Origin of the sequence: Streptomyces botrytidirepellens (assembly GCF_003721215.1) — a bacterium.
In the GTDB taxonomy this organism is placed as follows: domain Bacteria; phylum Actinomycetota; class Actinomycetes; order Streptomycetales; family Streptomycetaceae; genus Streptomyces; species Streptomyces himastatinicus.
Genome location: NZ_RIBZ01000108.1, coordinates 26,834 through 46,687, shown reverse-complemented (window position 1 = coordinate 46,687; position 19,854 = coordinate 26,834). Strand labels below are relative to the sequence as shown.

Below are 19,854 nucleotides of genomic sequence, written 5' to 3'. Positions count from 1 at the left end.
CCGATGTCCGCCACCCCGCCCCGTCCGCCGCAGGACCTCGACTTCGACCCGGAGGTCTTGCGCGCCCGCTACCGCGCCGAACGCGAGCGCCGCATCCGACCCGACGGCAGTGCCCAATACCGGGGCGTCGGGGGCGAGTTCGGGTACTACGCCGACGATCCCCACGCCGATCCCGCGTTCACGCGAGAGCCCTTACACGACCGCGTCGAGGTGGTGATCGTCGGTGGTGGCTTCGGCGGTCTGCTCGCCGCCGCACGGCTGCGGCAGGCGGGCGTCGTGGAGCCGATCCGAGTGATCGACAAGGGCGGGGACTTCGGCGGCACCTGGTACTGGAACCGCTACCCCGGCATCCACTGCGACATCGAGTCGTACATCTACCTGCCGTTGCTGGAGGAGGTCGGCTACGTCCCCAAGTGGCGCTACGCGCCAGGGGAGGAGATCCGGCAGCACGCCCGGGCCATCGCCCGCCACTTCGGCCTGTACGACGACGCCTGCTTCCAGACCCAGGTGACCGAACTCCGCTGGGACGACGACCAGAGGGAGTGGACCGTCGCCACCGACCGCGGCGACCGCATACGGGCCCGCTACGTCATCACCTCCACCGGCACCCTGAGCCAGGCCAAACTCCCCGGCATCCCCGGCATCGAGACCTACCGGGGTCACACGTTCCACACCAGCCGCTGGGACTACCACTACACAGGCGGCGACGCGGGCGGCGGGCTGCACAAGCTGGCCGACAAGCGCGTCGCCCTCATCGGCACCGGGGCCACCGCCATCCAGGTCGTGCCCCACCTCGGGGAGGACGCCCGGCACCTCTACGTGTTCCAGCGCACGCCCTCCTCCGTCGACCTGCGCGACAACCGCCCCACCGACCCCGCGTGGGCCGCGTCGCTCCGGCCGGGCTGGCAGCGGCGCCGCATGGAGAACTTCCTGAAGGTCGTCACCGGTGTGCGCACGGACGAGGACCTGGTGAACGACTCCTGGACCAGCAGCGCCCGGCTCCAGGAGAAGCTGATCCCGACCAACGCCTACGCGGACGTCCCGCCCGAGGACCGGGAACGGCTGTACGAGATCGCCGACTTCCAGAAGATGAACGAGATCCGGGACCGCGTCGAAGCCGTGGTCGAGGACCCGGAGACGGCCGAGAAGCTCAAGCCCTGGTACCGCTACATGTGCAAGCGGCCCACGTTCAGCGACCACTACCTCCAGACCTTCAACCGGCCGAACGTCACCCTGGTCGACACGGCGGACACCCACGGCGTGGAGCGGATGACGGAGACCGCCGTCGTGGTCGGCGACACCGCGTACGAGGTCGACTGCGTCATCTTCGCCACCGGCTTCGAGGTGGGGGTCTCCGGGATCCTCTCCGGACAGCTTCCGGTGTACGGCAGGGGCGGCGTCCCGCTCTCCGAGGCCTGGGCGCGTGGCCCCAAGACGCTCCACGGCTTCTCCAGCCACGGCTTCCCCAACCTGTTCCAGCTGGGCCCGCTCCAGAACGCGTCCTCCGTGAACTTCGTCCACGTCCTCGACGAACAGGCCCAGCACGTCGCCGAGATGGTCACCGAGGCCCGTAAGCGCCGGGCCCGGTACGTCGAACCCACCTCCGCGGCGCAGGACGCGTGGTTGGCCGCCCTTGCGGACAACGCACCCGACCTGCACACCTTCCAGGCGGAGTGCACCCCCGGCTACTACAACAACGAGGGCATGCCGCGGAAGCGCGACGCGTACGCCGACGGGCCGGTGGCCTTCCACGACCTGCTCCGGCGCTGGCGCGCGAACGGCGGCATGGACGACGTCCTGGTGGAGGCGGAGGAAGCGTGAACACCCGGGGTCACAACCGGTTCGGCGGCGACGTGGCCGTCTCCGGCTCACGTCTGCGTGCGCGGCGCCTCAACCACCCGAGCCCGCTGTGGGGTTCGAACGGTGTCGCCTTCGGCCCGGACGGGCGCCTGTACGTCGCCCAGTTCCTCGCCGGGCAGATCAGCGCCGTCGACCCCGCCACCGGGGACGTCGAGGTGGTCGTCCCGATGGACGGCCCGGTGCAGTCGCCGGACGACCTCGCCTTCGGCGCGGACGGCTCGATGTACATCGCCGACCTCATCCCCGGCCGGGTGTGGCGGCGCAGCCCGCAGGGCGCGTACACCCTGGTCTCGGACGAGGTGAAGGTGGTCAACGGCATCACCTGCGTCGGGGACCGGCTGTTCGTCAACGAGATGCGGCCCGGCGGTCGCTTGCTGGAGCTGTTCCCGGACGGCGGCGAGCCCGTGGTGCTCACCGAGGGGCTCGCCCTGGGCAACGCCATGCAACTCGGCCCGGACGACCATCTGTACTACCCGCACATGATGACGAACCAGGTGTGGCGGATCCCGCCGGACGGCGGTGTGCCCGAGGTGGTCGCCGAGGAGGTGCACGAGCCGGTCGCGGTCCGCTTCGACCAGGGCGGGGTGCTGCACGTCCTGTCGCGCGGGGTGGAGGGCATCGTCACCCGGATCGATCTGCACGGCGGCGGCTCCCGCACGCTCGTCACCAGCGGCCTGGTGGGCCTGGACAACGCGGCGTTCGACGCGGAGAACCGCATGTTCGTCTCCAGCTACGCCAGCGGCGGCATCACCGAACTGCACCCCGACGGCCGCACCCGGGAGATCGTCCCCCGCGGCCTCGACGGCCCCTACGGCGTGACGGTCGACCTCGGCGGCACGGTGTACGTGGCCGACCACTACCGGCTGGCGAGCCCGGCGCCCGCCGACGAGGGCGAGCCGGTCGCCGTAGACGGGGCAGACGGGGCAGACGGGGCAGACGCGTCGGACGCGTCGGACGCGGCGGGCGGCGTCACCTCGCTCACCCTGATGCCCTTCGTGCACGGCGTGACCAACGCGGGCGGACTCGTCCACTTCACGTCCCAGTACGGCGACGTCCACACCCACGATCCCGACCGGCGGACCACACGGCGGCGGGTGACCGGCCTGAACGAGCCGGTCGGCATCACCGTGGGACCGGACGGCTCCCTCGTCGTCGCGGAGGCGGGCGCCGCCCGCGTCGTGTCCATCGACGACCGCGACACCGTCACCGTCCTCGCCGAAGGGCTCGGCCACCCGGTGGACGTGGCCTTCGACGCCCAGGGGCGGTGCCATGTGAGCGACGACCTGCTCGGGGCCGTCCTCCGGATCGGCGACGACGGGGCGACAGAAGTGGTCGCGGACGGGCTCGGCGCGCCCCAGGGACTCGCGGTCCTCGGCGACACGCTGTTCACGGTGGAGACCGGGCCGCGCAGGCTGACGGCGATCTCGCTGAGCACGGGGGAGCGGCGGACCGAGGCCGAGGATCTGCCGGTCGGGCAGCCCCCGGGCACCGCTCCCCGGACCACGCCCGCGCTCTTCACCCACGGCATGGTCGGCGCTCCCCGCCCGTTCGCCGGACTCGCCGCCGGCCCGGACGGCTCGCTGCTCCTCGCGGCCAACGGCGAGGGCACCGTGTGGCAGCTGAAGACCTGACACAGACATGGCACAGAGAGAAGGGGCGTCACATGAGCGGTACGGGTCTTGAGGGTCGCGGCGTCGTCGTCACCGGCGCAGCGTCCGGAATCGGCCGGGCCACGGCCCTGAAGTTCGCCCAGGAAGGCGCGAAGGTGCTGGTCGCGGATGTCGACCGGGCGGGCGCGGAGGAGACCGTGGCGGAGATCGGGGCCACCGGGGGAGCCGCCGTGGCGGTCGTCGGCGACCTGAGCGACCAGGGGGTGGTGGATACGGTCGTCGAGCGGGCCGTCGACGCGTTCGGTGGTGTGGACGTGCTGGTGAACAACGCCGGGATCATGGACCGCATGTCCGCGCTCGGCGAGACCGACGACGCCGAGTGGGAGCGGGTCATCCGGATCAACCTGACGGCGCCGTTCCTGCTGACCCGTGCGGTCCTGCCGCACATGCTGGCCGCCGGGCGCGGCTCGATCGTCTTCACCGCGTCCGAGGCGAGTCTGCGCGGCAGCACGGCGGGCGCCGCGTACACCGCCTCCAAGCACGGCGTCGTCGGCCTGGTGAAGAGCCTGGCCGTCATGTACCGGGGACAGGGCATCCGCGCCAACGCCATCGCCCCCGGCCCCACCATGACCAGCATCCGGGTGGACGCCGCTCAGGAGGCCCACGGGCCCGCCGTCGTGGGCCAGTTGAGCGCCGCCACCATGGGCCGGTACGGATCGGCGGAGGAGCAGGCCGCCGCCATCGTCTTCCTGGCCTCCGACGCCGCCTCCTTCGTCAACGGCGCCGTCCTCCCGGTCGACGACGCCTGGGCCGCCGTCTGACCGGCCTCAATGGATTGATTCAGGATTGACCGGGTCGGCCGTGTGATTGCGTACGCTTTCCTCGTTCGACCTCGCCGACCCGGTCGAGGATCCGCGGTGGCCTGGGGGACGGGCCCCCGCGGACCAGTGTGATGTCCCGAAGTGGTGGTTGACGATGGCCGGCAGGGTGCGGCGGGACGAGCAGGTCAGCGCGACGCGGGAAGCGCTCCTGGACGCGGCGGAGCGGCTGTTCGCCGAGCACGGGGTGCACGCCGTCGCCAACCGCCAGATCAGTCTGGCCGCCGGGCAGGGCAACAACGCCGCCGTCAGCTATCACTTCGGCACCAAGACCGACCTGGTGCGCGCCATCGCCCGCAAGCATGCTGAGGCGATGGAGGCCGGCCGCCTCGCCATGATGGCCGACATCGGCGACTCCACCGATCTGCGGGACTGGGTGGCCTGTGCGGTCCGCCCGGTCACCGGGCATCTGGAGGCCCTGGGTGCCCCCAGCTGGTACGCCCGGTTCATCGCCCAGGTCACGGCCGATCCCGCCCTGCGCGCGATCACGGTCGAGGAGTTCGCGGCCGGATCGCCGTCCATGCAGAAGCTTCAGGAGGGGCTGGAGCGCTGTCTGCCGGACCTTCCGGCCGAGGTGCACGCCGAGCGCGCCGCCATGACACGTCACCTGATCACGCAGATGTCCGCGGAGCGGGAGCGCGCTCTCGCGGACAACGCGCCGACGTCCAGGGCCAGTTGGCGCGAGACGGCGAACGGTCTGATCGACGTCATCGTCGCCCTCTGGCTGGCGCCGGTCACGGTCGATTCCCAGGCTTACCAGGTCACCGGCAGTTCGTAGACGCCGTAGACGACACCGTCGTCCTTGAACGGGGATCTCCTCCGGCGGGGCCGTGGGAGGTGTCAAGGGGGTGGCTTGATCAAGGGGGTCGCCCAAGATCGTTTAAACCATCCGCTTGACTCTATTAAATCATCGGGTTTACTTGTGTGTGGCTGTACGAGCCGGCGAGTCAACGAGTCGATGAAGGAGCATCCGCGATGAAGGTCACGGTGGACGACGAGAAGTGCTGCGCCGCGGGCACCTGCGTGATGGTCGCGCCGGAGGTGTTCGACCAGCGCGAGGAGGACGGCATCGTGGTCCTGCTCGACCCGACACCCTCCGCGGAGCTGCACGACGCGGTGCGTGAATGCGTGCAGGTGTGCCCCGCGGGCGCGATCCAGGTGAGCGAGGACGCGTGAGCGCTCCCTCCAGTGTTCTGGTGGTCGGAGCCTCGGCGGGCGGGCTCTCCACCGCGGAGGCCCTGCGGCGCAAGGGGTTCCGGGGCGGCCTGACCGTGCTGGGCGCCGAGCCGCACCAGCCCTACGACCGGCCGCCGCTGTCCAAGCAGGTCCTCTCCGGTGCCTGGGAGCCGGACCGGACCCTGCTGCGCCGTCCCGACCAACTGTCCTCGCTGGACGCCACGTTCGTCCTGGGGGACGCGGCGGTCAGCCTCGACGCGGAGGCGCGTACCGTCCACACCGCGTCGGGACGGGTGCTGCGGGCCGACGCGATCGTCGTGGCCACCGGTCTGCGCCCCCGCACGTTCGCCGGGCAGGACGGGCTCGCCGGGGTCCATGTGCTGCGCACGGTCGATGACGCGGTGGCGCTGCGGGCCGGGCTGATGGCCGCCTCGCGCGTCGTGGTCGTGGGGGACGGGGTGCTCGGCACGGAAATCGCCGCCACCGCACGGACCATGGGGGCGTCGGTCACCCTGGCCGGACCTCAGCCCGCGCCGCTGGAGAGCCAGTTCGGCCCCCTGGTGGCCGGGCAGCTCGCCGCACTGCACGCCGACCGCGGCGTCGCTCTGCGGCTCGGCGCCGGGGTGACCGGGCTGGACGAGCGGGCCGGACACGTCACGGGAGTGCACCTGGCCACCGGCGAGGTGCTGCCCGCCGATCTGGTCGTGGTGGCCTTCGGCTCCGCCCCGGCGACGGACTGGCTGGCGGGCAGCGGCCTCAAGGTCGACAACGGGGTGGTGTGCGACTCCTCGTGCCGCGCCGCGGACGGCGTCTACGCGGTCGGGGACGTGGCCCGCTGGCACCACGACGGCCTGGGTGCCCTGCTGCGCCTGGAGAACCGCACCAACGCCACCGAGCAGGCGGGCCACGTGGCCGCCGCCATCCTCGGCGAGAACCGTCCGTACACCCCGGTTCCGTACTTCTGGACCGACCAGTTCGACGTCAAGATCCAGGTGTATGGCGTGCTGTCGGCCGAGGCCGAAGTGACGGTCGTGGAGGGGGACATGGACCAGGGCCGGTTCGTCGCGCACTACCGCAGGGGCGGCGCCACGACCGGAGTGCTCGGCTGGCGCATGCCCAAGCAGGCCCGGCTGCGGCGGCAGGAAGTCGTCGACGCGTTCCAGGATTCCCACGGTGGAGGTACGTCATGACCCGCCAGGTGGACGCGGCCGCGGCCCACGCCGAACTCCCCGAATTCCCCATGCCCCGGGCGCGAGGATGCCCCTTCGATCCGCCCCCGGCCTTCCACGCGCTGCGCGAGGAGGGGCCGGTCACCCGGGTCCGGCTCCAGGACGGCAGCACCCCGTGGGTGGTGACCCGGTACGCCGAGCAGCGGGCCCTGCTGGCGGACCCGAGGCTCAGCGTCCTCCCCGCCCTGCCCGGCTTCCCGCGCCCGGAGCGGCCGCACGCCGATGGCGACGGCGACGGCGAGGAGGCGTCCGCCGAGGCCCACGGCCTCAGCTTCATCAACATGGACGACCCCGAGCACGCCCGGCTGCGCCGGATGGTCACCGGACCGTTCGCCATCAAGCGGATGGAGGCCATGCGCCCGGCGGTCCAGAAGATCGTCGACGACATGATCGACGACCTGCTGGCCGGGCCGAACCCGACGGATCTGGTCGAGTCCTTCGCCCTGCCGGTGCCCTCCCTGGTGATCTGCGAACTGCTCGGCGTCCCCTACGACGACCACGCGTTCTTCCAGGCCAACAGCAAAGCCATCATCACCCGCACCTCCACGCCCGAGCAGCGCGCCGAAGCCCATGGCCGATTGGGCGAGTACCTCGGCAGCCTGTTGGACGCCAAGGTCGGCAACCCCGGCGAGGACGTGCTGTCCGATCTGGCCGCGAAGGTCCAGGACGGCGCGCTGACGCGCCAGGAGGCGACCTCGATGGCCGTGCTCCTGCTGTTCGCCGGGCACGAGACCACCGCCAACATGATCGCCCTGGGCACCCTGGCCCTGCTGGAACACCCCGACCAGCTGGCCCGCCTCCGGGACGGCGACGATCCGAAGTTCGTCGCGGGCGCGGTCGAGGAGCTGCTGCGCTACCTGCACATCCCGCACCTGGGGATGCGCCGTGTCGCCCTGGAGGACATCGAGGTGGCCGGCCGGACCATCCGCGCCGGCGAAGGGCTGCTGCTGCTCAACGAGATGGGCAACCGCGACCCCGACGTCTTCCCCGGGGGCGATCGGCTGGACCTCGACCGCGACGCCCGCCGCCACATCACCTTCAGCTTCGGCGTGCACCAGTGCCTGGGCCAGCCGCTGGCCCGCATGGAACTCCAGGTCGTCTACGGCACCCTCTACCGGCGCATCCCCACCCTCCGCCTGGCCACCGGCGTGGACCGGATCCCCTTCAAGCACGACTCGTTCGTCTACGGAGTCCACGAACTGCCCGTGGCCTGGTGAGGCCCCGTGCATAACGGATCACCGCCGAACGGCCGTGAACGACCCCTGCCTTCCGGTGGGCGGTACGCGGCCGTCGATCGTGGCGACCGGGGCGTCTAACCTCGGCACCAGGCGGCCACGATCGGGGCGGCCGCGCACCGAGGGAAAGAGAGGCCACTCGTGGACGTCGAGCAGCTCGTCGCGTTTCGCCGAGAACTGCACCGGAATCCGGAGCCCGCGTTCGTGGAGATCGGTACGGCGGCCCGGATCGAGCAAGCCCTCGAGGGGCTGCCGATACGCGTCCTCACGGGGAAGGCCGCCCAGGATCTCTCCGCCGTCGTCAACTTCCCGTCGCCGGAGACTCTGGACGAATGGGCGGCCCGCGCCGTCGGCTCGGGCGCTCCGGAGGAACGGGTCCGGTACTTCCGGGAGAACGGCACCGCGCTGGTCGTCGACCTGGTGGGCACCCGTCCCGGGCCGCGCTGGGGGCTGCGCGTCGACATCGACGCACTGCCGATGCGCGAATCGTCCGATGCCGCGCATTTCCCGGTGGCGAACGGCTTTGCCGCCACCAACGGCGCCATGCACGCGTGCGGCCACGACGCCCACGCCACCATCGGCGTCGGCCTGCTGCACCGGCTGGCGGACCGCGACTTCGCGGGCTCCCTGCGGATCCTGTTCCAGCCCGCCGAAGAGGGGGTCCGGGGAGCGCAGACGATGATCGACGCCGGGGTGGCCGACGAGATCGACCACATGCTCGCCGTGCACATGGCCGGGGACATGGCCGTCGGCGGGGTCGTGGGGAGCTTCACCGGCGGCCTGGCCACCCGCAAGCTGAAGGTCGACTTCGAGGGCAAGGCATCCCACGCGGCCGGTGCGCCGGAGTCCGGGCGCAACGCGCTGATCGCGGCGGCCACGGCCGCGCTGGGCATCATGGGGATCCCGCGCTTCAACGCCGCGGACACCCGGCTCAACGTCGGCACGCTCGTCGCCGGTGACGGCGTGAACATCGTGCCCTCCTCCGCGGAGATGACGTGCGAGGCGCGGGCGACCGATGACGACATCGTCGACGAGCTGGTCGACCGGGTCCGCGCGATCGTGGAGGGCGCGGGCCTGGCGCAGGGGGTGCGGACGAACGTGGCGGTGATGGGCCAGTCCGCCACCGTTGCACCGGACGACGACATGATCGACCGCATCGTGGAGGTGGCCACCGCCCACGACGACGTCACCGAGGTCATCCGGACCCGGGCGTTCGCGGGCAGCGACGACGCCAACCTTCTCATCAGGCATGTTCAGCAGCGCGGGGGCAAGGGCGCCTATCTGATGGTCGGAGCGGGCAGCCCGGGACCCCACCACAGCGAGACCTTCGACGTCGCGGAGGCGGCGATCCCGACCGGGATCGACATCCTGGAATCGCTGGTACGCGGATAGCCGCACACCGGAAGGACGCGTCAGGGCCGGGAGGCGGTGGCGAAGACCGGTGGGCGGTGCGACGCCCAGGGGCGTTCCGCCTCCAGCTGCGCCGCCACCCGGACCAGCAGGTCCTCGCGTCCGTAGGCCGCGGCCAGCTGGATGCCGAGGGGCGTGCCGGACTCGGTCAGGGCGGCCGGTACCGCGATCGCGGGCTGACCGGTGGTGTTGAACGGCGCGGTGAAGGTGAGCACGTCCACCGACTTCCGGAGGCCGTCCTGATCCCGCCACGGCCACCCCACCGGCAGGGGCGGGGTGGCGAACACCGGGCTCAGCAGCAGGTCGAACTCCTGCCACCACCGGGCCATGCCCGCCCGGAGGCCGTTCTGCCAGGCCAGGGCGTCGGCGAGTTCCAGCCCCGTGATCTCCCGTCCGCGCCGCACCCAGAACCGGGTGACGGGGTCGAGGTCGTCCGGTCCCGGCCCCTCGCCGAGTTCCCTGGTCAGCGCCTCGACGCTCTGCGCCGCGGTGACGCTCAGCGCGTCGAAGAACGCCGTGAGGCACCGGGGGTCCAGCATGGGCGCGGGATGCGCCTCCTCGACCCGGTGCCCGAGCCGTTCGAGGGTCCGGGCCGTGTCGAGTACGGCGTCCCGCACCGCGTCCACGACCTGAGGCGCGTGGTCGGGTGCGTGGGCGAGGACACCGACCCTGAGCCGCCCCGGATCACGGCCGACCATCGCGGCCGGCCCGCCCGCCGGAAGGGGCGCCGGGCCGCCCCGGTCCCCGGGCGCGCCACCGCTCACCGCGTCGAGCACCGCCGCCGTGTCGCGCACGGTCCGGGTGACGACGGCCGGGACGCTGTGGCCCCATCGGTCGGCCCTCCCCGGACCCGCGCTGATCCGCCCCGCGCTGGGCTTCAACCCCACCAGGTGGCAGAACGCGGCCGGCATCCGGATCGAGCCGCCGCCGTCCCCGCCCTGCGCCACGGGCACCATGCCCGCGGCCACCGAAGCCGATGCGCCACCCGACGAACCGCCCGGGGTCACATCGGTGCGCCACGGGTTGCGCGTCACGCCGTGGAGTCGGCTCTCGCTGACCGAGAGCAGGCCGAACTCCGGGGCCGAGGTCTGGCCGACGACGATGAACCCCGCCTCCTTGAGCCGCCGGTTGATCACGGAGTCCTCCCTGGCGACCCGGCCGTGCCGGGCCACCCACGCGCACCCGAAGGTGGCCGGGTCGCCTTCGCTGTCGCTGAGCGACTTCGTCAGCGTGGGCACTCCCGCGAACGGGGCGTCCCGGGGCACCCGGTCCGCCTCCGCGAGCGCCCGTTCGTACCGCCGGTGTGTGATCGCGTCGATCTGCGGGTCGGTCGCCTCGATGCGCTCGATGGCGGCCTCGACCAGTTCGCGCGGGGAGGTCTCGCCCCGCCGGACCAGGTCCGCCTGGTCGTGGGCGTCCATCGTGGCCGGTGTGGTCATGCGGCTCTCTCCTGATCTGCTGATCTGCGGGGGCGGCGGAAGGCCGGTCAAGCGGACCGGTTCACTGAGCGGACCGGATGCATGGCCGCCGGTCGGTGCGGGGCATAGCTTCCCCGCAACGACGGACGACGGAGGCGCCATGGCGTTACTTCAGGCCGCGGCGTTACTTCAGGCCGATGTGCGCACCGGGCCCCAGCGGCAGCCCGAACCCGTAGAACACGCCCAGGATCGCCAGCCACACCACCAGGAACGGCGCGGCGAAGACCGAGAGCCGGGCGATGAGGGTGCCGAGACGGGCCTCGGGCTCGTACTGGCGGAGCATGGCGAGGATGACGAAGAGGTACGGGTTCATCGGCGTGAGGATGCCGGTGGCCGAGTCGCCGATGCGGAACGCCGCCTGGCTGAGCGCGGGGCTCATCCCGAGCAGCATGAACGCCGGGACGAAGATGGGCCCGGCCAGGGACCACAGGGCGGAACCGGACACGATGAAGAGGTTGAGACAGGCGGTCACCAGGACGAACGCCACGATGGCCCAGAAGCCGGTGAGCCCGATGGCATCGAGGAACGCCGCGGACTTCACGGCGAGCAGGATGCCGACGTCGGACCAGTCGAAGAGCGCGATGACCTGGGCCGCCACGAACATCATGACGAGATAGCCGGACATGGTCCTGAGCGAGTCGGAGACGGACGCGATCAGGTCCTCGGCGCCGGTGACGGTCCTGGCCGTCCTGGCATAGGTGAGCGCGGCCAGGAGGAACGCGCCGAACACGATCGGGACCATCCCGGTGAGCACCGGCGACGGCAGCAACGCCCCGCCCGCGCCGCGCAGCGGAGCCCCGGAGGGCAGCCACAGGGCGGCCAGCGCCGCCAGGTAGAGGGCGACGACGAGCGCGGTGTACCGCCCGGCGGCTCCCCCGCCTGACCATTGACGACCGCTCGCTCGTCCTGCGCACCGTCAAGCACATGGGGCGGTTGCTCGACGACGACGGCCGCTCCGTGGGCATCGTGCCGCTGTCGTGTGGGGTGCCACCGGCTGTGGGAGCGCTTCCATGACGGTCGTGTTCATGCCACGATGCTGCGCGGGCAGGCCGCGCACGGGGGCGCTCTTCGGCGGCATGTCCTGGTCACGATTGATCCGCCACCGCGATCAGGAAGGGATGAGGACGTGTCCCCATCGACCCGCACCACCCCGCGCGGACCACGGCGTTCGGTGCTCGTCGCCCTCGTCGGAGCGCTGATCTCGTTACTCGCGGTCATGCTGCTGGGCGCGCCCGCGGCCTCGGCCCGTACGGTCACCACCGAGGCTGCCGCCGCGGCCAAGGCTCCTGCCGCGGCCAAGGTCCCCACCGCGGCCCTGACCGAGATCAAGAACTTCGGCACCAACCCCAGCAATCTCCAGATGTACCTGTACGTTCCGGACAACGTCGCCCCGAACCCGGCCGTGGTGGTGGTCGTGCACTACTGCACGGGATCCGGGCCCGCGATGTACTCCGGCACCGAGTTCGCCTCGCTGGCCGACCGGTACGGCTTCATCGCCGTGTACCCCTCCGTCACCCGCAGCAGCAAGTGCTTCGACGTCTCCTCACCGCAGGCGCTGCGCCGCGGCGGGGGAAGCGACCCGGTGGGCATCAAGTCCATGGTCGACTGGGTGACCCGTACCTACTCCGCCGACACCAGCAGGGTCTTCGCCACCGGTACCTCCTCCGGCGCGATGATGACCAACGTCCTGCTGGGGGACTACCCCGATGTGTTCGCGGCCGGGTCCGCGTTCGCGGGCGTGCCGTTCGCCTGCTTCGCCACCACCAACGGGTCGGAGTGGAACAGCGACTGCGCCAACGGCACCATCACCCGCACCCCGCAGCAGTGGGGCGATCTGGTCCGCGGCGCCTACCCGGAGTACAGCGGGCCCCGGCCGCGTATGCAGCTGTGGCACGGAACGCAGGACGACATCCTGCGCTACCCCAACTTCGGGGAAGAGATCAAGCAGTGGACGAACGTGCACGGAGTCGGTCAGACCCCGACGCGCACCGACTCCCCCCAGTCCGGCTGGACCCGCACCCGGTACGGCTCCACCGGTGACCGGGCCCCCGTCGAGGCCATCAGCCTCCAGGGCGTCGGCCACAACCTGGTCACCAGCGGCATGGCGGCCCGTGTGATCACGTTCTTCGGCCTGGACAGCAACGGCCCCGCGCCCCAGCCCCAGCCGGGCGCCTGCCGGGTGTCGGCCACCACCAGCGCCTGGAGCACCGGCCTGACCGCCTCCGTGGCCGTCACCAACACCGGCACGACCACGCTGAACGGCTGGCAGCTGGGCTTCACCCTGCCCTCCGGCCAGACCATCACCGGTGGCTGGGGCGCCACCTACAGCCCCGCGAGCGGAGCCGTGACCGCCACCAACGCCGCCTACAACGGCACGCTCGCCCCGGGCGCGAGCGTCACCATCGGCTATCAGGCCAACCACACCGGGACGACGAGCGCTCCGGGTGCCTTCACCCTCAACGGAAAGACCTGTACCTGACGTCCTCGGGGCGGACGAGGGAGCGGATCGAGGCACGCTTCAGCGGCCTCGGGCCGGTGTCGGTGACCTTCACCTGAGGCCGCCGGGGCCGCACCCACAGGAGGACTCCGCCATGCCGCCGCGGAAAGAGCCACCAACGCGGTGGGGGCGGGCCGCAGGCCCCGGGGAGCCCGGGGCCTGCGTGCGGCTCAGATGCCGAATTCGGTGGGCGGGATCCCGAGGGCGGCGCACGCCTCGTGGATGACCTGCTGCTCGGACGGCTCGATGTAACCGTCGGCCCCGGCGATGACGATGCCGGTCTGGATGACCGCGCGGGCCTCCGTCGGCTTCTTGGCCGCCTTGGCGATCTCCTGCATCACCTCGGTCTTGCCCAACTGGAAGTTGGCCATGAGCCGGTCCAGGTTCTTGTTGAACCGCTGGCGGAGCTGGTCCGCCGGGAAGTTCTGGAGGACGTCGTTGGTGGTGATCAGCTCCTCGACGCGCTGCCGCTCCGCCGGCTCGACGTGCCCGTCCGCCGCGGCCACCAGCGCGCACATCGCCATCGAGGCATCGCGGTAGGCGCCGCTCTTCAGCTCGGTCTTCACCGACGCGAGCTGGGACTTGAGCAGCCCGACCAGCTGGGCCTTGGAGCCGCCGGAGGACGAGCCGGACCCGTGGCCGCCGTGCTGCCCCTGCCCGAAGGATCCGTGCCCCTGCCCGGACCCGCCCCTTCCTCGGCCGCTCTGGGCCTGCTGGAGGTTCTTGGCCTGGTCCTTGAGCCGGTCCCACATTGCCATTGGTGCCACCTCGGCTTCTTGTTGCTGCTTGTCCGGTTCTGCTCGTCGGTCGCGTTGCTTCGCGGTCTGTTCAAGGTGAACGCTCCCGACGGTGACCGGGTTCCCGAAAAGCAAAGCACACGTAAAAGGAGACGGATCACACGCCGGTCGGCGACGCTGGCCGGATGAGTGGAGCAATCTCGTACGCATGGCGTGACCCCATCACCGACGAGGAGATGGTCGACCTCGTCCGCTCTCACGGCGGCAAGGCCGTCGCCGGCTGGTGGAGCAGGGTCAAGGAACACAGCCTCGGCTGGGTGGGGGCCCGCGACGGCGACGGAGCCCTCGTCGGCTTCGTGAACGTGGCGTGGGACGGCGGTGCCCACGCCTTCTTGATCGATACGAAGACCCGGGGCTCGCACCAGCACCGCGGAACCGGAACGGCCGTCGTCCGTCTGGCGGTGAACCATGCGCGCGCCGCGGGCTGCGAGTGGCTGCACGTCGACTTCGAGCCCGGGTTGCGGGGCTTCTATGTCGACGCCTGTGGCTTCCGCCCCACGGACGCGGGACTGATCCGCCTGACACCCCCGGCAGCCGAACGGGGTCCGGAACAGGCGTCGGCGTAGCGGCGAGCGGCGGGCGGAGACGCGTGAGGAGGTTAGGGGCGATCAGGGGTTGGGGGGTCTTATCACCCTGCGTAGCGTTCCCGGCAAGCGCGCGTCGCAGTGTCGGGCGCCTTTTCGACCCGGGGTGGCTGTGGTGGGCAACCAGGAGAAGCTTCTTGACTACCTCAAGCGCGCGACCACGGACCTGCGCGCTGCCCGCAAACGCATCGCGGAGATCGAACACCGCGACCGGGAGCCGATCGCCATCGTCGGGATGGCGTGCCGCTATCCGGGCGGGGTGGACTCGCCCGAGGGGCTGTGGCGGCTGGTGGACGAGGGCGTGGACGCGATCTCGGAGTTTCCGGCCGACCGTGGCTGGGGCGTCGAGGACATCTACGACCCCGAGCCCGGCAAGCCGGGGAAGACCGCCGCTCGCGAGGGCGGATTCCTCCATGACGCGGGCGAGTTCGACGCCCAGCTCTTCGGGATCAGCCCGCGCGAGGCGACCGAAACCGACCCCCAGCAGCGATTACTCCTCGAGGTGTCGTGGGAGGTGCTGGAGCGGGCCGGGATCGATCCGCTGTCGCTGAAGGGCAGCCCGACGGGCGTGTTCGCCGGGGTCATGTACCACGACTACGCGCGGGGCAGCAACGGAGGCAGCATCGTCTCGGGCCGGGTCTCCTACACCCTCGGCCTCGAAGGCCCCGCGGTGACCCTGGACACGGCGTGCTCGTCGTCGCTGGTGGCGATGCACATGGCGATGCAGTCGCTGCGCTCGGGAGAGTGCACGCTCGCCCTCGCGGGCGGCGTGACGGTGATGTCCACCCCCGAGATGTTCATCTACTTCAGCGAACAACGCGGCCTGGCGACGGACGGCCGCTGCAAGTCGTTCGGCGCGGGCGCCCATGGCGTCGGCTGCTCCGAAGGCGCCGGGGTCCTCCTGCTGGAACGCCTGTCGGACGCCCGCCGCAACGGGCACCCGGTGCTGGCCGTCGTACGGGGGAGCGCCCTCAACCAGGACGGCGCCAGCAATGGCATGTCGGCCCCGAACGGCCCGTCACAGCGGCGCGTGATCCGTCAGGCGCTGGCGAACGCGGGCTTGTCGGCGNGTGATCCGTCAGGCGCTGGCGAACGCGGGCTTGTCGGCGGGTGATGTGGACGCGGTCGAGGCGCATGGCACGGGGACGACGCTGGGCGATCCGATCGAGGCGCAGGCGCTGCTGGCGACGTATGGTCAGGACCGCGCGCGGCCGCTGTGGCTGGGGTCGATCAAGTCGAACATGGGCCACACTCAGGCCGCTTCGGGCGTGGCCGGGATCATCAAAGTGGTGCAGGCGATGCGGCACGGTGTGCTGCCGAGGACACTGCATGCGGACGAGCCCACGCCGCAGGTGGACTGGTCGGCGGGCAACGTCCGGCTGCTGACCGAGCCGAGGGACTGGCCGCGCGGCGAGCGTCCGCGCCGCGCGGGCGTCTCCTCGTTCGGCATGAGCGGGACGAACGCCCATGTGATCGTCGAAGAGGCGCCACCGGTCGAGGACGAACCCGAGGAACGCCGCGAGCTGCCCGTGGCCCCCATCGTCGTCTCGGCCGGAACCGCCGAGGCGCTTCAGGCCCAGATCGAGCGGATCCGCGCGTTCGCCGACGACCACGACCAGCTTGATGTGGCGTACTCGGCGGCGACGGGGCGCGCCGCGCTGGAGCATCGTGCGGTGCTGGTCGGAGCGGAGACGATCAGCGATGTGGTGGCGGGCGTCGGCGGCAAGGTGGCGTTCCTGTTCACCGGGCAGGGGAGTCAACACCTGGGGATGGGGCGGGAGTTGTATGACACCTTCCCCGTCTTCGCGGCGGCCTTCGACGCCGTGTGCGAGGCGTCGGGGCTGGCGTTGAAGGAGGTGATGTGGGGTGATGACGAGGCGGCGTTGCAGCGTACGGAGTTCACCCAGCCTGCGATCTTCGCGCTGGAAGTGGCGCTGTATCGGCTCCTCGAGTTCTGGGGGGTTCGTCCGGACTTTCTGGCCGGTCACTCCATCGGCGAGGTGGCGGCGGCGCATGTGGCGGGTGTGCTGAGTCTGGTGGATGCGGCGCGGCTGGTGGTGGCGCGGGGGCGATTGATGCAGGAGTTGCCACCCGGTGGGGCGATGGTGGCGATCCAGGCCACCGAGGACGAGGTCGCTCCGCTGCTGGACGGCGAGGTGGGGATCGCTGCGGTCAACGGCCCGTCGTCGGTGGTGGTGTCGGGCGCCGAGGATGCGGTGGAGTCGGTGGCCGGGCGGTTCACGGGCCGTAAGACGAGCCGTTTGTCGGTCTCGCATGCATTCCATTCACCGCTGATGGATCCGATGCTGGATGACTTCCGGAAGGTGGCCGAGGCCGTCACCTACGGTCGGCCGACCATCCGTCTGACGAAGGATGTGGCGTCGGCTGAGTACTGGGTGCGGCACGTGCGCGATGCGGTGCGGTTCGCCGATGACGTGCGGGCGTTGCGGGACGAGGGGGTGACGCGGTTCCTGGAGGTGGGGCCGGATGGGGTGCTGACGGCGATGGCGCAGCAGTCCGTCGAGGGCACGATGGCGGCCACGCTGCGCCGGGACCGTCCCGAGGTGGAGGGCGTGTTCGCCGGGGTGGGGCGGTTGTTTGCGGTGGGTGTGCCGGTGGACTGGGCCGCGGTGTTCGCGGGGCGTGGTGCCCGGCGGGTCGAATTGCCCACGTATCCCTTCCAGCGCACCCGCTACTGGCTGATCGAGCAGTCCACGGCCCTCGCCGGGGCCGACTCCGTCGACCATCCGCTGCTGACCTCGATGGTGGAGCTTCCCGAGGACGGCGGGGCGGTGTTCACCGGGCGGCTCTCCCTCGACTCCCACCCCTGGCTCGCCGACCATGACGCCTTCGGCGCGGTGGTGGTGCCCGGGCAGGTGTTCCTGGAACTGGCCCTCTTCGCCGCCGAGCGGACGGGTCGGGGCCGGGTCGAGGAGCTCGACCTCCACGCACCGCTGGTCATGGCCGACGCCGAGGACGTCATGACGCTGCGCGTGCTCGTCGGCGAGGCGGGCGCCGTCAGCGTGCATGCGCGGCGTGACGGCCGGACGGCCTGGGTGAAGTACGCCACGGGTGTCCTGACCGCCGAGGCCGACGGCCCCTCCTGGGCGCGCGACGAGGCGACGTACGCCACGGTGCTCGACGCCGCCGCAGAGGCCGCCGGGCTGCACGCCAACGGCGAACCGACCCTCGCCCACGTGTGGCGCGGGGCCTCGGTGTGTGTCGATGAGGAAGGGCGCCCGGTCCTGTCGGTGGAGTCGGCCGAGACACGGGCGCTCTCCACGGAGGAGGTGCGGGCGCACACCGGAGGCCGTGAATCGCTCTTCCACGTGGAGTGGATCGCCCCACCGGCGCCGCCCGCGGACTCCGAGATCGGCACCCACGTGGTCTACGAGTGCCCGCCGGTCGAGGACACCACGCCCGGGGGATTCCGTGCGCTGACCCGGCAGGTGCTGTCCGTCGTGCAGAAGTGGCTGACCGATGAGCAGTCGGAGTCCGCCAGGCTCGTGGTCGTCACACGGGGCGCGACCGACGGCACCGACCTGGGGCACGCTGCGGTGTGGGGGTTGGTGCGCGCGGCGGAGGGGGAGTATCCGGGCCGGTTCGTCCTGGTCGACCTGGACGCCGGGGTCGGCCCCGGCGCCGCACTGCCCGCGGAGGCGTTGCGCCTGCCCGGCGAGCCCGAGGTGGCCGTTCGCGACGGCGAGATCCGGGTGCCGAGGCTGGCCCGCGTCCCGGCGCTCGACGGCGCCCCGTCGTGGGGCCCGGACGGAACGGTCCTGATCACCGGTGGCACGAGCGGCCTCGGCGCCCTGACCGCCCGCCACCTGGCCGGTGAGCACGGCGTCAAGAGCCTGCTGCTGACCAGCCGCCGCGGCATGGACGCGCCGGGCGCGGCCGAGCTCATGACAGAACTGGAGAAGTTGGGCGCCGCAGTGGAAGTGGCGGCCTGCGATGTCGCCGACCGGGACGCCGTGGCCGCGCTGGTGGCCGGACGACGGCTGACGGGCGTCGTGCACTCGGCCGGGATCGTGGACGATGTGCTCCTCGGGGCGTTGACGCCGGAGCGGCTGGACGCGGTCATGCGTCCGAAGGTGGACGCCGCGTGGCATCTGCACGACCTCACCCGCGACCACGACCTCTCGGCGTTCGTCCTCTTCTCGTCCGTCGCGGGCACCCTCGGCGGCGCCGGACAGGGCAACTACGCCGCCGCGAACGCCTGGCTGGACGCCCTCGCCCGGTATCGCGCCGCCCGGGGGCTGCCCGCGCTGTGCCTGGGCTGGGGGCCATGGACCCAGGTCGGGGGCATGGCCGACCGGCTGGACGAGGCCGAGTTGCAGCGGCTCCGGCGTACCGGAATGCCACCGCTGTCCCCCGACGAGGGGCTCGCGCTGCTGGACGCGGCGACCGTGCCCGGGCGGCCACCTGCGACGCTTCCGGTCCGCTTCGACCTGACGGTGATGCGCACCCAGGCCGAGACGGGGACACTTCCCGCCCTGTTCGGCGGACTGGTACGCGCCCCGGCCCGCCGGGCGTCGTCCGGCAGGGCGTCACTGGAGCGGCGACTGAACGGGCTGACCGGGGCGGAGCGCGAACAGCTCCTGGTGGACCTGGTACGTGGCCACGTCGCGCGGATCCTGGGGCACCACGGCGTCGAGGCGGTGCCGCCGGACCGTGCGGTGAACGAGCTGGGCCTCACCTCGCTGGGCGCCGTGGAACTGCGTAACGCGCTCAACGCCGAGACCGGTCTCTCACTGCCTCCGACGCTGGTCTTCGACTACCCGACACCGCTCGCCGTCGCCGGTCTGCTGCACGAGAACTACCGGCCGGTCGACGCCGACCCCGCCGCGCCGCTGCTGGCCGAACTGAGCCGGATGGAGGCCGCCCTGACCGCGCTCGCGGCGGACGACGACGCGGCGCACGCCAAGGTCACGGCCCGGCTGGAGGCGCTGTCGCGGCGGGCGCGGGACGCGCGGAGCGGAGTGGTGGCGGATGGCGGGCCGGACGGCGCCCCGGCGCCCGCTGCCGATGCTTCCGACGACGAGCTGTTCGAGGCGCTGAACAAGGAACTGGGACTGTCCTGACGGACACCGCGTCTGC

13 protein-coding genes and 1 pseudogene are annotated in these 19,854 nt (G+C 71.7%); 11 read left to right on the top strand and 3 right to left on the bottom strand.

Features of this window, described 5'->3' with window-relative positions; translation table 11 throughout:
- Positions 1 to 3 precede the first annotated feature (3 nt).
- The 8 genes from EEJ42_RS08340 (at position 4) to EEJ42_RS08305 (ending at position 9,380) form a co-directional block, all read left to right on the top strand.
- On the top strand, positions 4 to 1,821 hold the full coding sequence (locus EEJ42_RS08340) for a flavin-containing monooxygenase (RefSeq protein WP_123099332.1): 1,818 nt from the start codon (positions 4 to 6) through the stop codon (positions 1,819 to 1,821).
- On the top strand, positions 1,818 to 3,491 hold the full coding sequence (locus EEJ42_RS08335; RefSeq protein WP_123099331.1) for a hypothetical protein: 1,674 nt from the start codon (positions 1,818 to 1,820) through the stop codon (positions 3,489 to 3,491). Before EEJ42_RS08340 ends, EEJ42_RS08335 begins: the two co-directional genes overlap by 4 nt.
- A 32-nt stretch (positions 3,492 to 3,523) precedes the next feature.
- Entirely contained in the window at positions 3,524 to 4,291 is a 768-nt protein-coding gene (locus EEJ42_RS08330; protein WP_123099330.1) for an SDR family NAD(P)-dependent oxidoreductase, read from the top strand.
- A gap of 154 nt (positions 4,292 to 4,445) precedes the next feature.
- Positions 4,446 to 5,126, top strand: coding sequence for a TetR/AcrR family transcriptional regulator (locus EEJ42_RS08325; RefSeq protein ID WP_123099329.1), 681 nt, complete (start codon positions 4,446 to 4,448; stop codon positions 5,124 to 5,126).
- 197 nt (positions 5,127 to 5,323) lie between these two features.
- Complete coding sequence (locus tag EEJ42_RS08320; protein ID WP_123099328.1) at positions 5,324 to 5,524, top strand: ferredoxin; 201 nt, start codon at positions 5,324 to 5,326, stop codon at positions 5,522 to 5,524.
- A complete protein-coding gene (locus tag EEJ42_RS08315) occupies positions 5,521 to 6,714 on the top strand; it encodes an NAD(P)/FAD-dependent oxidoreductase (RefSeq protein ID WP_123099327.1) in 1,194 nt (397 codons plus the stop codon). Before EEJ42_RS08320 ends, EEJ42_RS08315 begins: the two co-directional genes overlap by 4 nt.
- Positions 6,711 to 7,970, top strand: coding sequence for a cytochrome P450 (locus EEJ42_RS08310; RefSeq protein WP_123099326.1), 1,260 nt, complete (start codon positions 6,711 to 6,713; stop codon positions 7,968 to 7,970). The genes EEJ42_RS08315 and EEJ42_RS08310 overlap by 4 nt, the downstream gene beginning before the upstream one ends.
- Before the next feature lie 159 nt (positions 7,971 to 8,129).
- Positions 8,130 to 9,380: an amidohydrolase gene (locus tag EEJ42_RS08305; RefSeq protein ID WP_123099325.1), complete on the top strand. Its 1,251-nt coding sequence runs from the start codon at positions 8,130 to 8,132 to the stop codon at positions 9,378 to 9,380.
- Between the two features lie 20 nt (positions 9,381 to 9,400).
- Here the strand turns inward: EEJ42_RS08305 and EEJ42_RS08300 are convergent, their stop codons facing one another.
- Together EEJ42_RS08300 and EEJ42_RS08295 are read right to left on the bottom strand one after the other, a co-directional pair.
- Entirely contained in the window at positions 9,401 to 10,837 is a 1,437-nt protein-coding gene (locus EEJ42_RS08300; protein ID WP_123099324.1) for an amidase, read from the bottom strand.
- A 163-nt stretch (positions 10,838 to 11,000) separates the two neighbouring features.
- Complete coding sequence (locus EEJ42_RS08295; RefSeq protein ID WP_246096227.1) at positions 11,001 to 11,684, bottom strand: AbgT family transporter; 684 nt, start codon at positions 11,682 to 11,684, stop codon at positions 11,001 to 11,003.
- 408 nt (positions 11,685 to 12,092) lie between these two features.
- Between EEJ42_RS08295 and EEJ42_RS08285 the strand changes: the two genes are divergently transcribed.
- Positions 12,093 to 13,355 carry an extracellular catalytic domain type 1 short-chain-length polyhydroxyalkanoate depolymerase gene (locus EEJ42_RS08285; RefSeq protein ID WP_425472861.1) on the top strand — a complete coding sequence of 421 codons (1,263 nt, stop codon included), beginning with the start codon at positions 12,093 to 12,095 and terminating at the stop codon, positions 13,353 to 13,355.
- Between the two features lie 188 nt (positions 13,356 to 13,543).
- On the opposite strand, the gene EEJ42_RS08280 is transcribed toward EEJ42_RS08285, so the two are convergent.
- A complete protein-coding gene (locus EEJ42_RS08280; protein WP_123099322.1) occupies positions 13,544 to 14,131 on the bottom strand; it encodes a tellurite resistance TerB family protein in 588 nt (195 codons plus the stop codon).
- 164 nt (positions 14,132 to 14,295) lie between these two features.
- Here EEJ42_RS08280 and EEJ42_RS08275 point away from each other — a divergent pair, with 164 nt between their 5' ends.
- Both EEJ42_RS08275 and EEJ42_RS08270 read left to right on the top strand, forming a co-directional pair.
- Positions 14,296 to 14,736 carry a GNAT family N-acetyltransferase gene (locus EEJ42_RS08275; RefSeq protein WP_123099321.1) on the top strand — a complete coding sequence of 147 codons (441 nt, stop codon included), beginning with the start codon at positions 14,296 to 14,298 and terminating at the stop codon, positions 14,734 to 14,736.
- Between the two features lie 67 nt (positions 14,737 to 14,803).
- Positions 14,804 to 19,838: pseudogene (locus EEJ42_RS08270) on the top strand (type I polyketide synthase).
- The last annotated feature ends 16 nt before the right edge of the window (positions 19,839 to 19,854 follow it).

Bases quoted from the DNA above. Each gene is read 5' to 3' on its own strand.
- EEJ42_RS08325 (WP_123099329.1), top strand. From the start codon at position 4,446: ATGGCCGGCAGGGTGCGGCGGGACGAGCAGGTCAGCGCGACGCGGGAA.
- EEJ42_RS08275 (WP_123099321.1), top strand. From the start codon at position 14,296: ATGAGTGGAGCAATCTCGTACGCATGGCGTGACCCCATCACCGACGAG.
- EEJ42_RS08330 (WP_123099330.1), top strand. From the start codon at position 3,524: ATGAGCGGTACGGGTCTTGAGGGTCGCGGCGTCGTCGTCACCGGCGCA.
- EEJ42_RS08310 (WP_123099326.1), top strand. From the start codon at position 6,711: ATGACCCGCCAGGTGGACGCGGCCGCGGCCCACGCCGAACTCCCCGAA.
- EEJ42_RS08340 (WP_123099332.1), top strand. From the start codon at position 4: ATGTCCGCCACCCCGCCCCGTCCGCCGCAGGACCTCGACTTCGACCCG.
- EEJ42_RS08320 (WP_123099328.1), top strand. From the start codon at position 5,324: ATGAAGGTCACGGTGGACGACGAGAAGTGCTGCGCCGCGGGCACCTGC.
- EEJ42_RS08300 (WP_123099324.1), bottom strand. From the start codon at position 10,837: ATGACCACACCGGCCACGATGGACGCCCACGACCAGGCGGACCTGGTC.
- EEJ42_RS08285 (WP_425472861.1), top strand. From the start codon at position 12,093: ATGCTGCTGGGCGCGCCCGCGGCCTCGGCCCGTACGGTCACCACCGAG.
- EEJ42_RS08280 (WP_123099322.1), bottom strand. From the start codon at position 14,131: ATGGCAATGTGGGACCGGCTCAAGGACCAGGCCAAGAACCTCCAGCAG.